The sequence below is a fragment of the Bacillus sp. TL12 genome, assembly GCF_022625245.1.
Taxonomy (GTDB): domain Bacteria; phylum Bacillota; class Bacilli; order Bacillales; family Bacillaceae_G; genus Bacillus_A.
In genome coordinates this window covers 186,577-200,583 of record NZ_JAJJBY010000007.1, presented here as the reverse complement: position 1 = coordinate 200,583, position 14,007 = coordinate 186,577, and the positions used below count along the sequence as shown (strand labels likewise).

Below are 14,007 nucleotides of genomic sequence, written 5' to 3'. Positions count from 1 at the left end.
TAAAAAATAAGAGATAAGAAATATATAAAGCCTCTAGAAACATTAAAAAATGATAGAAATCTAAAAAATTTTTAATCATAAAAACACTTTGAAGAGAATGCTAGTTCGTATATACTGAATACAATTGAAATAGAAGAAGGGAAGAAAAGATGATGATTCATAAAGTCGGTCAAATTATGTTATATGTAAACAATCAAGATGAGGCTATACAATTTTGGACAGAAAAAGTAGGATTCCACTTAGTTTCCGATGAAAATAACGGTCAAGGGTTTAGGTGGATTGAAATTGCGCCAACAGAGAAAGCTGAAACGAGCATTGTGCTACATAATAAAGAGTTAATTGCAAAAATGCAGCCTGAATTAAACTTGAATACACCATCCATGTTGTTTTTCACCCAAGACATCGATAAGTTATATAAAGACTTTGTAGGGAAGGAAATTACAGTCGGGGAAATTGTAAATATGCCGTCTGGTAGAGCTTTTAATTTTGCTGATCATGAGGGGAATTATTTTGCAATTATGGAGAAAAAGTAATTGTCGATTGGAAATGATATTATGTCGTTTTAAAGAATGTTAAGATCCTGCTTTACAGGGTCTTATTTTATTAGGCTCTGTTAATGAATTATGTTGATAATAATACAGTAAAAGAACTAAACTTTAGTCCTTTTACTGTATATATTGTTAATCGACCACTTGTTTCGTTAACGAAATATCAATATTAAAAAACTCTGAGTAGTCCTGTAAATGATAATCAGCTAAATCACTTTGACTTTGAAATATGCATGTTGAAATTCCTAATTCTTTAGCGGGTAATAAATCTAATTCTCTGTCTCCAATAACTAAATCGATTCTGTGTTTTGTGTGTAAATGAACATATGCTAATGGATTGGGTTTTCGAGGGAAACCATCGTCAATCGTAACCATATCAGCAAAGTATTTATCCCATCCATAGTAATTTAAGATAGCTAAAACCCCGTCCCTATGCTTATGGGTCATAATTACATTTTTATTTGCAAATTTCAAGACTTTTTCTACATTATCAAACGGTTTCATTTCTTTTGGAGACAGTTTCTTCTGTAGAGTTTTTATTTCTTTTTCTTGATTGCTGGAAATGTTATAGTAATCGATTGCATGAGAATACGAAATTTTTAACTTTTCATAGATTTCCTGTTTATCCACCGCATTTCCTAAAGCCTGAGAGAGTATGTTTGTATACGCAGGATAAGTATCAAATAATGTGCCATCAAAATCCCATAAAATGTTCAATTAAACTACCCTTTTTATAATTATATCAATATAAATTCGTTAAGCTAATGTAAACTCCTTCTTTTATAGACCTACCCGAATGGACGAACAGGGTATAATCCTAAATACGAGATTTAATAATGCATCCTTTGCGCCAATATTGTGAACAGAGTCTTTTAGTAAAGAAAGAGATAGTTTAGTAATGCAAGGTCTTCACTATAATTACATCGAATTTATTAGATGAAGTGTAAGGCATTATTGTAATTTATCTTAATGATATAACTAGCATTTTTGTAATAATCAAGCTTTTTAATGTGACAGTACTAGATAAAAAAGCCGTTCAAATTTTTTGAACGGTTTTTTGTTGTTATTTTATTTTTTTAACTTACTTATTAAAAAGTCATGCTAGTAGTTATTTCGATTTGATTTCCTTCTGGATCACTAATTACACTCTCATAATAGCCATCTCCAGTGAAACGTGGTCCATTTAATACGGAGTATCCAGCTTCTTGTAATGTTTTTGTTAGCTGATTCACATTTTCTTCACTGCCAACGGAGAAAGCGATATGGGCATATCCAATTAAATCAGGAGTAGGCTTGTTTTCTATTCCTTTTTTTCGCATAATTTCGAGGCGTGCTCCAGATTCAAATGTAATAAAATAAGATTCGAAGTGTTTGGCTTTATTGTGATATAAAGAATTTGCTTCTCCATTAAAATATTGTGTATAGAAAGTGCGCATTGCCTCTAAATCATTTACCCAAATCGCTATATGTTCAATTTTCATTTGTTTCACCAGTCCTATTCTTATGTAAATTTAAATAAATTTAGCCTAATATTGATTGGCTAATAATAATTAGCGGAGATGAAAAACACCGATTAGAGTTTCACTTTATGAAGTTTGAATTAATATGTCAAAAAATAAGGATGGATGCTGGAAGAAATCAATTATAAATATAGAAATGAAAAAGTTAGTTAGCAAAGATTTATGCTGATTTTTTGACACGGGAATACATAGAATTTGTAATAAAATGAGTCTTTTACATAGTAATAAAAGGTTTCTGGTAATTACAAGTAAGGAGGGAGAGGATTTATGGGTCAATATGAACAAATGTTACTAGTGGGAGCAATTATGTCTATTATACTATCAATTATGATTTTAGGGTTATTATATTATAATCCTCGTTTATGGCTAAATGACTATCCTAAGGATATTCAAAAAGCTGTTCTGCCAAAAACAATTGATGAAAAAAGACAAACTTTATATTTTGGAATTGTATATAATGTAATTCTTTTCGGAACACCGTTGATTTCAACTTTTTTACTAAATCAACATGAGAAATTATTGTTTATAAATGCTTTTTTGCATTCTTTTGGAATATTAATGATTTTTAATTTGGTGGATTTACTCATTATAGATTGGCTTATATTTTGCTGGATTACTCCGAGATTTGTTGTTATTCCTAGTACAGAAGGAATGAAGGGTTATAAAAATTATAGGATGCATCTAAGAGGAGCAATGATTGGTACGCCTTTCCTCATAATTGCTAGTTTATTTATTGCTGGAATTGCTATGAATATTTAGTATGAGGAATATATAATATTTTACTTAGAGGAGATAAAGGTGGACATTTTTATTAGGAAACTAGAATTAGAAGATTTGAATGAATTTCCTGAAATTGATGATAGTTTTACGGTTGATTCTAAGCTAGTTCTTTCATTAGAGGCGATGGGTCATCAAATAGAATACACTGTGCAAGACATACCAGATTTTGAGAAAAATTATTCAGAAGATATATATAAGGAGGAGCAAGAGAATGATTTAGATTATAGCGAATATGTTAATAATCCAGATAAAATCATTTATTTGGCGTTTATAAATTGCCAAATAATTGGAATGATTATAGTGAAGAAGAATTGGAATGGTTTTGCTTACGTGGAAGATATAAAAGTAGATAAGCAGTTTAGACAGTTTGGAGTTGGTAGAAAATTAATTGAGCGGGCAAAGTATTGGGCGCAAACTGGTAAAATGCCAGGAATCATGCTAGAGACACAAAATAATAACGTTAGAGCATGTAAGTTTTATGAGAGTTGTGGATTCGTAATAGGTGGCTTTGATTTTCTTGTATATAAAGGGATAAATGAGCAAAATGATGAAGTTGCAATTTACTGGTATTTTATATTTGAATAGAAACAAGTAAAAGAAGAGTAACTTTAAAAATGTAATGGTGCTCTTCTTTTATTAAGGCGCTGTTAAAATATATTAATGATTTTTAATAAAAATTTAAAGGAAACCCAATTTATCCCGCACTAACGGGCAGTAATACTCCCACCTTAAAATTCAGCGGGAGCAAAGAAGTTAGGTGGGAGTATTACTGCCCGTAAAGGCCCGATTGGTTCAACTAATAATCAGTGGGGGATGAGGGAAACCCCCGCTGATTAAAGTTTCACTTTATATAGGTTTCCCTATTCTTGGTTAAACTAATACCTCTTTAGTTGAATAGGATGCTAATTTAATTGTGTCCATTCACTTAAGTACATACGCTTTGTAATATTTTTAGGGTTTTCAAGTTTACATATAAATTCTAAACTGTTCCCATCAGGGTCATTAAAATGGATTTTGGCATGAGCTATGCTACTATGTGCTATAACAAATGGTTCAATTGGTTTAAATCCAAATGTTTCTCTAGATTCAAATCCTTTTTCATTCAACCAAGCAACTGAATTTTTTAACCCTTCTAAAGAAACTTGAAAAGCTATGTGTCTTATTGAAGGGTGATATTCAAGTTCTACTTTTTCTGTTTCCCATAATCCCAACCAACTTTTATCTTTTTTAATCCATAAGAATGCCAATTTATCTTCATGACAATGGGAAAATTCCAAACCAAGTCCTTTGTAAAATTCAATCGAACGCTTTAAATCGCTAACTGGTAAATGTGCTTCATATAATCCTATTATCATCTATATATACTTCCTTAAAATTAAGGAATATGTCATTTCACCGTATGTGTAAATGTTATCATCAGTAAAACCAAGTTTTTTATAGAATTTTTGGCCCGAATCATTTTCAGGATGTACAGTTAAGCGAAGACGATGGCAAGATGGATGAACGACTTTTAAATGGTTAATTAATTCGTTTATTGCTGCGACTCCAAACCCCTTTCTTTGATATCCTTTGTCGATAAAAAAATGAAACAGCCAAAAGTCCTTTTGACAATCCGGTTCGTAGTGCAAATTAAAGAAACCAATCATTTTTTCATTATGATAAATTCCAAAAGGTTCAATCATCCTATCATCCGGCCTAATATATGCTTTAGCAAGTGCAATAGCAACAGGTGGTGTAATTTCAGAAACGAACTTTTGCTGCTCAATGTTTACAGAAAGCGTGAGAGCCTCTCGCCAATTGTCAGAAGTTATTTTCTTCAAAGTTACTTGAGACATAAGTCGTAACCTCCAGTCTAAATAGGGATATGGAAAAAGCTATTGAACTAGTGTATTCTGCCCAGCAGCAATTTTCCACGTTTCCTTTTCTTTGACCATTACATAAACAGCAAGACTGCCTTGCTCATTTTCTATTATTTTTCCTTCAGAGGTTGTTGGATATTGTCTAATATGTGCGATAGCTACGTCGGAATGTATAAATGTAATACTTTCAACTGTATAACAAGCATATGAATCACGAAGAGGTCCCGCTAAAAGAACTTTGTGCGTCTCATTGATTTGTTTCCAACCAGATAGCTTCTTGCCAAATACGTTAACCCATGTGGCATTCAAGGTGAAGTGGCGATCTAATTCATCCGCATTATGTGCATTAAATGCATTTTCAACTTCAGTAATTGTATGCTGAATTGCATATATTTCTCCTTGTTGTTGTTCTTTTGAATTAAAAGCTTTAGACATATTTATTCCTCCTATGTTGGTTTGATATCTATAGATTACTAAATTAAAGTTTCTGTAACATCCAGCAAGAGTAGTATTTTTTTGAATAAAAACTGATACGAAGGTATGATGGCAAGGCGGTGTATCATATTCACTGTCTAATAAAAGGAGTAAACCCAATAAGTCTAGAATATTATAATGTTATGAATAAGGGGGAAAAGTATGTTATTGCAAAAAGGTAAATTGTCGATTAGATATGTTGCAGAAGATGATGTAAATACAATCTCAAAATGGTTAACAAATCCAGAAGTTTTACAGTATTACGAAGGCAGAGATAATCCACAATCTCCAGAAAAAGTATGTATGTATTTTATCCATAATCCAAAGAGTGATGAGAAAAGGTGTCTAGTGGAATATGCTGGAGAACCAATTGGTTACATACAAATTTACCCGATAGATGCAGAATGGAAAAAGTTATATGGGTATAGAGAAAATCAGAATATATGGGGCATGGACCAATTTATTGGAGAACCAACATACTGGAATAGAGGAATCGGTACAGAGCTTGTACAAGCTGCGATCATATATATAACCGATGAATTAGGGGCGGAAGCAATTGCAATGGATCCAAGAGTAAGTAATGAACGTGCGATTCATTGTTATGAAAAGTGTGGATTCCAAAAGGTGAAAATTTTAAAAGAACATGAGCTGCATGAAGGGAATTTAGAGGATTGCTGGATGATGGAGTATAAAAAATAAGCGGCGAGGAGTTGTGTGGAATGAAGAAGGCACTTTTAGTAATAGATGTGCAAGAAGGTATGTATACAGCAGGTGGACCAGTATACAAAGGGCAGGAGTTATTAGAAACGTTGCAAGAGTTAATTCAAAAATGTCGTTTACATGAAATTCCTGTTATTTATGTCCAGCATAATGGCCCCAAAGGTCACCCTTTAGCAAAAGGAAAACCGGAATGGAATATTCATTCTGCCATTGCACCGAAAGATGGTGACATCATAATCGAAAAAGAAACACCAGATTCATTCCATAAAACGAATCTACGTAAAGTATTACAAGATAATGAAATTGAACATGTCATCATGTCAGGGATGCAAACTGAATACTGTGTGGATACGACGACTCGTAGAGCATTTAGTGAAGGACATAAAATAACTTTGGTTCGCGATGCACATAGTACATTTGACTCGGAGCAATTAAGTGCGGAAGAAATTGTTAAGCATCATAATACAGTACTGGGTGCATTTGCTGATGTTGTGGATTTCAAAAATATAAAGATTGAGGTATAAAATCGAATTGAAAGGAAATAGTGACAACAGATAGCGGAATGCTTCCGTAATCTATTATGGAGCAATATAACCAAAAGAAAAGTTAATGTAAAAGAAGGATGTCATGATATAGTTTGTGACATCCTTCTTTGTTTATTTTTTCTTATCTTTATCTAAAATATTTTGTTCTTCAGCAAATTCAGTTCCATATGCGAATCGGCCATTCATATTAATTCGTTCACCTTTATGTCTTTCATGCGTATGAGAAAAACGATGCACAAATACTTCAGATAATGTAAAGACAAGAGCAGACAAAATACTCCCCCATGCGATTTGCATGTAATTGTCCAATAAAATGTTACCGAAAATCCACACGCTTAAATAGGTTAACAAAAAGTCAGCCATAATAGCAGCGGAATTGCCAACACGGTCCAAAAGGATTTTATCAACAAACATGTAAGAAACAATGGTTACGAATAAGCTAAAGGAAATAACGTCAACGATTGTTGCATCGAAAAACAAATCAAGCCCGATAGCAAAAGCAATGATACACGATACGAATTTAATAAGCACAATAGTAAAATTGCTCAAGGTGCACACCTCCTGTTTTTCCATAGTTTTGGTATAAAACGAGAAGTTCATACATTTCCACATGATCGTGAATAAAATTTTTTCATGCGAAACAACTTGTCTAAATATTAAAAAAACAAATAAAAAATGTTATAGTAAAATGAGAGCGTATGACATTTTTAGGTAAGGGGGAATCCAGATGTGGATTACTTCAGAAGTAGAAATTCCAGATGAACTATTTGATAATCTTGAGCAAGGTAGACTTGTATTATTTGTCGGAGCAGGGGTTTCTATGAAAGGAAAATCAAACTTACCAAACTTTGATGATTTAGTGGATGAAATTGCGAACGCTTTATATGTCGACAAGCGTGAAATAACAGAACCACATGATTATTATCTTGGGAAAGTTGCGAAGACAAAAGATGTACATCAAGTGGCACAAAATCTTGTTGATGTGAAAAATTCAAAACCGAATCCATTACATTATGCAATTCCGCGGCTTTTTTCAGATGATATCGATGTTCGCATTGTAACAACAAATTTCGATCAACATTTTACAAGTGTAATCCGAGAAATGAATCGAGATATCAATATATATTATGCACCTGCACTTCCAACAGGTAGAGCGTTTAAAGGATTAGCATATATACATGGTAATGTAGAACAGGAAAAAGAAAATTTAATATTAACAGATGGCGACTTTGGAAGGGCTTACTTGACGGAAGGATGGGCAAGAAGATTTTTAGTGGATCTATTTTCAAATTACACGGTGTTATTTATCGGATATAGTCATAATGATCCTGTTATGAAATATTTAGCAACCGGTTTACCACCGAGTACAAGACGTTATGCATTTGTTGCACAAGGAGATAATACATATCATTGGGAGCATTTAGGAGTAAGGCCTATTGTCTATCCAAATAAAGCAAACAATCACCAGGCCCTGGTGCAAGCGGTGAAGCGCTGGGCTGAATTAATGGGAGATAATTATATTACAAAAAGAATGCGGATTCGCGATATTGTGACAGTTCCGCCTTCAGTTGAACAAGAGCAATTATCATATATAAAACAATCAGTAAAAAAAATTGAAACACTTCGGTATTTTATAGAATTTGCTCGCGATTATGAGTGGGTAGAATGGTTAGAGGCAGAAGGTAAACTTCAAAATTTATTTTTGCTGTCTGCTATTCATAACGAAGAGGATGAATTGCTGGCTGATTGGCTCGTCAAACAATTTCTTTTTAGCCATCAAAAGGAATTATTTCAGCTTATTTATAGAAATCACTCGAAAATTTCTCCTTTGTTATGGCGAACGATTTGTACGTATTTAAACGAGACAAAAGAGCCAATTGAACCGCTACTATTCGCAAAATGGACATTACTGTTACTAGAAACAGCAGAAAAAAATAGCAACTCTATAGAATTAGTTTCATACTTGTTACATAAATGTTCCTTTCCTGAACATAAAGAGATTTTCATCTTATTATTGGCATTTATTTTGGACGGAAAAATTAAATTAAAACGTGTTAGGAAATGGGAACACGATATGCAAGATTCGATTGAATTAGAGGAGACAAGTCGCTTACCAGTCCCGGTATTTTCATTTGTACAACAGATTTGGGATGAAAGAATGAAACCGCATATCGCGTATTTTGCCGATCCCATTATGGTTATGGGATTAGAAAAAATGCAAATGTTATTTTTAAGACAGGCTGCACTGGAGAAAAAGGACGGTGTGACATATAATACAGTCGAATTTTCAGAGCATGATTTACAGCCAAAAGATTTTACATTTTTAATTCGTATTGTAAAAGAGTGTCTCACCTATTTATGTGAGAATAATAAGTGGAAGGCTAACTACTATATCACCCGAATGATTGAAACTGATAGTATATTACAAAAACGAATTGCCATAGCTGCGATGAGTAAAAATATATTTGCGACTGACGATGAAAAAATCAAATGGTTATTAGAGCGAAAGTTACTTTTACATGTTACATATAGGCATGAAGTATTTAAGTTTTTAAAGAACCACTATTCACTTGTTTCGGAACAAAGTAAGCAAGAAGTGTTACAAAAGGTTATGAAACATCTTGTTAATGATAGGGCTTTTGATGCTTGTCTTGTTATGGATTTACTTTATACATGTGATTCAAATAGTAATTGTACAGCAGAGGCATATAGAAAAATGAAACAAAAACACCCTCATTTTTCTCCAGAACGTTACGGTGAAAAGCAAGTAGAGGATGCTACCCAAAGTATTACATGTAATGTAACAGCCGATGCGTTATTGCAGCTGAAAGACCATGAGATGATGAAACAAGTTAGGCTCTTTTCTCATGACGGTATTTTTGAACAACGTCATTTTTTAGAGATGTTATCAAAAGCATGTAAATTAAATACAGAGTGGAGTATTTCACTTGCATATCAACTTGCAGGAGAAAGTAAAGTAAGTAATGAAGTATGGTTTGTTTGCATTAGAGCATGGAGGAATAATCGCAAGCTGACAAATGAACAAATACAAAAAATCATTCCACTCTTGCAACAATTTGTAAGAAATACATCTTTTCATTGGTTAATTAGCAGTTTTCTTTATGAAATTAGCAATCGATTAGAAGAATTTCAAGAGGATAGTATACGTGTTGTGAAACGATTTTCCGTCTCTGTATTTCCTCAAGTAATGAAAAGTGATTTGAATTTTAAATTAGAAGAGCATGATTTTTATAATGAGTCTATCCAGCATCCTATAGGAAAGATGACGTCAGTATTGTTAAAGTTACTCGCATATGACCACTTATACGACCGGAATATTTACGAGTACTTGTTTTTATTTGAAGAACAAATGCGAACATGTTCACAGAGTACAAATTATATGTTTGCACGATTAACAGCAGATATAACATTTTTATATCATATTGAGAAACAATGGTGTAGAAAAAATCTGCTGCCGTATCTCGATTTAAAAAAACAAGAAAAAGCAATCAAATATGCATGGGCAGGACTCTGTTATACACAAATAAATTTACCGTTATTTAAAGAGATAAAGAGATACATTACATATGCGGCCCAGCATTTATATTTGTTACATCCACATACAAAAGAAGTGTTCTTAAAGTGGCTTAGCTTTGTTTTTATTAAATGTGTATTATATTGGGAGCAGCGAGCAGATTGGTTATATCCACTTTTTATACAGGAAACGGAAAATGACAAAATTAAGTTTATGGAACATTTATGTTATTATGTGAAAACATTAAGCGCGAGAGAACAACAAAAATTTTGGGAAACTTGGTTAGCTGGATTTTTAATGGAACGTCCAAAAATGAGTTCTATAACAGGCAGGGAGTATGTCATGTTTTTACGCTTTGTTTTATGTATGGATGAAGTTGCAGAAAAGGGATTGCAAACAATTCTTACCCATTTTTCGCCACCATCAGAACGTTACAATCAAGCAGAAATAAGGCAACTATTTTTGTCTGTTTTGGAAAAGAAAAAGAATATAAAAGACCATGTAGAAGCCTATGGCGAGTTGTTTTTTTCGCTATTACAAAACCTTCATGAAGCAAACGATTTTGAAAATGAAATCACCGAAATTAAGCAGTTATTAACAGAGTACCAAGTGGAGAATAAATTACTAATATCTATTCAAAACGAAATGATTCGGATCGGGATTATAATAGCAAATTTACAAGATGGATAATGGGTAAAGAGTGGATTTTTAAAAAATATATAAAAAGTTATTGACAGTCTTTGAAAAAGCATTCTATAATACGAATCATAACTTATTCAATTTCAAAAAACATTTGGATAAACAAAGTGCAATGAAGGGATCACAGTAGTGAGGATCTTACTGTAACAGAGAGCTGATGGTTGGTGTGAATCAGTACAGGGATAATCATGAATTACAGTCCTGGAGCATCTTTTTCGGATTAAAGACATATATTCTTTATGAAGAAAAGGCGGTCAAATGATCGTTAACAGTGAAGAGAGGTAGACGAAATTAGTCTACAATTAGGGTGGTACCGCGATAAATATCGTCCCTACTGATTGGATCAGTAGGGACTTTTTGTATTTTTTGTGGTATGGCTTGACAATGGAATATGACATGTGGTGAAAGGAAAAGGAGTAGTAGTTGTTTCCCTGTAACAGAGAGCTGGTGGTTGGTGTGAACCAGTACAAAGACAAGTGCGAATTACAGTCCTGGAGCATCTTTTTCGTAGTAAAGATTTATTTTCTTTATGAAGGGAAAGACGGTCGAACGATCGTTAACAGTGAAGAGAGGTAGACGAAATCAGTCTACAATTAGGGTGGTACCGCGATAAATATCGTCCCTACTGAGTAGATCAGTAGGGATTTTTTGTACACAGAAAAGGCGGTATCGATCTCATAATAAGTTTTTGTAAGTATTCAATTCAGAAAATAGGGAATCTTTATTCTCTTACAATAGTTTTAAACATTAAAAGGAGGATTTTAAAATGGCAAATCATGAATTAGAACAATTACGTAAACAGGTGGATAAAATCAATTTACAGTTATTAGAGCTTTTAAATGAACGAGGTAAAATCGTTCAAAAGATTGGGGAGCAAAAGCAAGTACAAGGTACGAAACGTTTTGATCCTGTCCGTGAGCGTGAAGTACTTGATATGATCGCAGAACACAATGAAGGTCCTTTCGAAACTTCAACAGTTCAACACATTTTCAAAACAATTTTCAAAGCGAGCTTAGAACTGCAAGAAGATGACAACCGTAAAGCATTACTTGTTTCACGTAAAAAGAAAAAAGAGAATACAATCGTTGATGTAAAAGGTGAGTTATTAGGAAATGGAACGCAAACATTCATCATGGGACCTTGTGCTGTAGAAAGCTTAGAGCAAGTTCGCCTAGTAGGGCAAGCGATGCAAAAACAAGGATTAAAATTAATGCGCGGCGGTGCTTTCAAACCGAGAACATCACCATACGATTTCCAAGGATTAGGGGTAGAAGGACTACAAATTTTACGACAAGTAGCTGATGAATTTGATTTAGCGATTATTAGTGAAATCTTAAATCCAAACGATGTAGAAATGGCTCTTGATTACGTTGATGTCATTCAAGTCGGGGCACGAAATATGCAAAACTTTGATTTATTAAGAGCTGTGGGTAAAGTAAATAAACCTGTGTTATTAAAACGTGGTTTAGCAGCGACAATTGATGAGTTCATTAATGCAGCTGAATACATCATCGCACAAGGAAATGATCAAATTATATTATGTGAGCGCGGTATCCGCACATACGAAAGAGCAACGCGTAATACGTTAGATATTTCAGCTGTACCAATCTTAAAGAAAGAAACACATTTACCTGTTGTTGTGGACGTAACGCATTCTACAGGACGTAGAGATTTATTATTACCTACTGCAAAAGCAGCGCTAGCAATTGGTGCAGATGCAGTAATGGCAGAAGTTCATCCAGACCCAGCAGTTGCATTATCTGATTCAGCGCAGCAAATGGATATTCCAGAGTTCCATAAATTCATGGAAGAGTTAAAAGGATTCAAAAATAAATTATCTTAATTTCATATTAAATATGCATTGAAAGGGAAACAGTAGTGCTTATCTCCCTGTTTATAGAGAGCTGATGGATGCTGAGAATCAGTACAAAGATAAGCATGAATTACAGCCCTAGAGCATCTTTTTCGTAGTAAAGATAATAATCTTTATGAAGGGAAAGACGGTCTCATAGATCGTTAAAAATGATAAGAGGTAGACAAATGTAGTCTACAATTAGGGTGGTACCGCGATAATCATCGTCCCTACTGAGCGCTCAGTAGGGATTTTTTTGTACAAAAAAATAATAAAGGGGTAAGAGAAATGAGATACATTACAGCTGGAGAATCACATGGTCCGCAGTTAACCGTTATTTTAGAAGGTGTACCTGCAGGATTATCGCTACAAGCAGAACATATTAATAAGGAATTATTAAGAAGACAAAAAGGGCATGGTCGCGGAAGACGGATGCAAATTGAAACAGATACAGTAGAGATCGTAAGTGGCGTGCGCCATGGGGTGACACTTGGTTCACCAATTACATTAATCGTAAAAAATGATGATTTCAAACATTGGACGAAAGTAATGGGAGCAGAACCGATTTCGGAGCAAGAAAGTAAAGAAATGAAACGTACAATTACCAAACCACGCCCTGGACATGCAGATTTAAACGGTGCAATTAAGTACGGTCACCGTGATATACGAAATGTTTTAGAACGTTCTTCTGCAAGAGAAACAACTGTAAGAGTAGCTGCTGGCGCGGTTGCGAAACAAATTTTAAAAGAATTAGGTGTACAGATTGCTGGACATGTTCTTGAAATTGGTGGAGTACAAGCAAATCGTGTAGGTCAACTACCGATAGAAGACATCCAAAACATTACAGAAAATTCACCTGTGCGTTGCCTAGATACAGAGGTAGAGCGACAAATGATGGATGCGATTGATACTGCGAAAAGCAGCGGGGATTCAATTGGTGGAATTGTAGAAGTCATTGCAGAAGGGATGCCAATTGGAGTTGGGAGTTATGTACATTATGACCGAAAATTAGATGCAAAACTTGCAGGCGCAATCATGAGCATTAATGCTTTTAAAGGCGCTGAAATTGGAGTTGGATTTGAAGCGGCAAGAAAGCCAGGAAGTTTAGTACATGATGAAATCCTATGGGATGAAGAAAAAGGTTATACAAGAAAAACAAATCATGCAGGTGGATTAGAAGGCGGTATGACAACGGGAATGCCGATTGTTGTAAGAGGTGTTATGAAGCCGATTCCTACATTATATAAACCACTTGCAAGTGTAGATATTGATACGAAAGAAGTATTTCAAGCAAGTATTGAACGCTCAGATAGTTGCGCAGTTCCGGCGGCAAGTGTTGTCGCAGAAGCTGTTGTTGCATGGGAGCTTGCAGATGCATTAGTTGAACAATTCGGAAAAGATCGCATGGAATTAATCCAGCAAAATATTACGCAGCATAACAAATATGCGAAAGAATTTTAAAAAGGATGAGTTAT

Annotated in this window: 14 protein-coding genes and 3 other annotated features; of the genes, 8 read left to right on the top strand and 6 right to left on the bottom strand. The window is 34.1% G+C overall.

The features are described from left to right. Window positions 1-152 precede the first annotated feature (152 nt). Window positions 153-533, top strand: coding sequence for a VOC family protein (locus tag LOK41_RS09635; protein WP_241816274.1), 381 nt, complete (start codon window positions 153-155; stop codon window positions 531-533). Between the two features lie 147 nt (window positions 534-680). Here LOK41_RS09635 and LOK41_RS09630 read toward each other — a convergent pair whose 3' ends face one another. Together LOK41_RS09630 and LOK41_RS09625 are read right to left on the bottom strand one after the other, a co-directional pair. Next, on the bottom strand, window positions 681-1,265 hold the full coding sequence (locus LOK41_RS09630) for an HAD-IA family hydrolase (protein WP_241816266.1): 585 nt from the start codon (window positions 1,263-1,265) through the stop codon (window positions 681-683). Window positions 1,266-1,636: 371 nt separating this feature from the next. Further along, the gene (locus tag LOK41_RS09625) at window positions 1,637-2,029 is read right to left on the bottom strand and encodes a VOC family protein (RefSeq protein WP_241816273.1); all 393 of its coding nucleotides are present in this window, start codon (window positions 2,027-2,029) and stop codon (window positions 1,637-1,639) included. A gap of 306 nt (window positions 2,030-2,335) precedes the next feature. On the opposite strand from LOK41_RS09625, the gene LOK41_RS09620 reads away from it, so the two are divergent. Both LOK41_RS09620 and LOK41_RS09615 read left to right on the top strand, forming a co-directional pair. Next, window positions 2,336-2,827 carry a nitroreductase gene (locus LOK41_RS09620; protein ID WP_241816265.1) on the top strand — a complete coding sequence of 164 codons (492 nt, stop codon included), beginning with the start codon at window positions 2,336-2,338 and terminating at the stop codon, window positions 2,825-2,827. Between the two features lie 39 nt (window positions 2,828-2,866). Then, the gene (locus LOK41_RS09615) at window positions 2,867-3,433 is read left to right on the top strand and encodes a GNAT family N-acetyltransferase (protein ID WP_241816264.1); all 567 of its coding nucleotides are present in this window, start codon (window positions 2,867-2,869) and stop codon (window positions 3,431-3,433) included. Between the two features lie 317 nt (window positions 3,434-3,750). Here LOK41_RS09615 and LOK41_RS09610 read toward each other — a convergent pair whose 3' ends face one another. Genes LOK41_RS09610 through LOK41_RS09600 form a run of 3 tightly spaced genes read right to left on the bottom strand, consistent with a single transcriptional unit; the run spans window position 3,751 to window position 5,142 of the window. Next, a complete protein-coding gene (locus LOK41_RS09610; RefSeq protein ID WP_241816263.1) occupies window positions 3,751-4,203 on the bottom strand; it encodes a VOC family protein in 453 nt (150 codons plus the stop codon). After that, on the bottom strand, window positions 4,204-4,683 hold the full coding sequence (locus LOK41_RS09605) for a GNAT family N-acetyltransferase (RefSeq protein WP_241816262.1): 480 nt from the start codon (window positions 4,681-4,683) through the stop codon (window positions 4,204-4,206). A gap of 39 nt (window positions 4,684-4,722) precedes the next feature. After that, window positions 4,723-5,142 (bottom strand): SgcJ/EcaC family oxidoreductase, encoded by a 420-nt coding sequence (locus tag LOK41_RS09600; protein WP_241816261.1) that lies wholly within the window; start codon window positions 5,140-5,142, stop codon window positions 4,723-4,725. Between the two features lie 201 nt (window positions 5,143-5,343). Here LOK41_RS09600 and LOK41_RS09595 point away from each other — a divergent pair, with 201 nt between their 5' ends. Continuing rightward, entirely contained in the window at window positions 5,344-5,880 is a 537-nt protein-coding gene (locus LOK41_RS09595; RefSeq protein ID WP_241816260.1) for a GNAT family N-acetyltransferase, read from the top strand. 20 nt (window positions 5,881-5,900) lie between these two features. Further along, window positions 5,901-6,425, top strand: a complete 525-nt coding sequence (locus tag LOK41_RS09590; RefSeq protein WP_241816259.1) for a cysteine hydrolase family protein — start codon at window positions 5,901-5,903, stop codon at window positions 6,423-6,425. 132 nt (window positions 6,426-6,557) lie between these two features. Here LOK41_RS09590 and LOK41_RS09585 read toward each other — a convergent pair whose 3' ends face one another. After that, window positions 6,558-6,995 carry a YndM family protein gene (locus LOK41_RS09585; protein WP_241816258.1) on the bottom strand — a complete coding sequence of 146 codons (438 nt, stop codon included), beginning with the start codon at window positions 6,993-6,995 and terminating at the stop codon, window positions 6,558-6,560. A 178-nt stretch (window positions 6,996-7,173) separates the two neighbouring features. Between LOK41_RS09585 and LOK41_RS09580 the strand changes: the two genes are divergently transcribed. The 3 genes from LOK41_RS09580 to aroC all read left to right on the top strand — a co-directional run bounded on the left by LOK41_RS09580 (window position 7,174) and on the right by aroC (window position 13,993). Then, on the top strand, window positions 7,174-10,671 hold the full coding sequence (locus tag LOK41_RS09580; protein WP_241816257.1) for a DUF4020 domain-containing protein: 3,498 nt from the start codon (window positions 7,174-7,176) through the stop codon (window positions 10,669-10,671). A 112-nt stretch (window positions 10,672-10,783) separates the two neighbouring features. After that, window positions 10,784-11,016 (top strand) — a binding site (T-box leader). Window positions 11,017-11,072: 56 nt separating this feature from the next. Further along, window positions 11,073-11,307: a binding site (T-box leader), on the top strand. 139 nt (window positions 11,308-11,446) lie between these two features. Then, entirely contained in the window at window positions 11,447-12,523 is a 1,077-nt protein-coding gene (locus tag LOK41_RS09575) for a bifunctional 3-deoxy-7-phosphoheptulonate synthase/chorismate mutase (protein ID WP_241816256.1), read from the top strand. 9 nt (window positions 12,524-12,532) lie between these two features. Continuing rightward, window positions 12,533-12,767, top strand: a binding site (T-box leader). A 53-nt stretch (window positions 12,768-12,820) separates the two neighbouring features. Then, window positions 12,821-13,993, top strand: a complete 1,173-nt coding sequence (gene aroC, locus LOK41_RS09570; protein WP_241816255.1) for a chorismate synthase — start codon at window positions 12,821-12,823, stop codon at window positions 13,991-13,993. The last annotated feature ends 14 nt before the right edge of the window (window positions 13,994-14,007 follow it).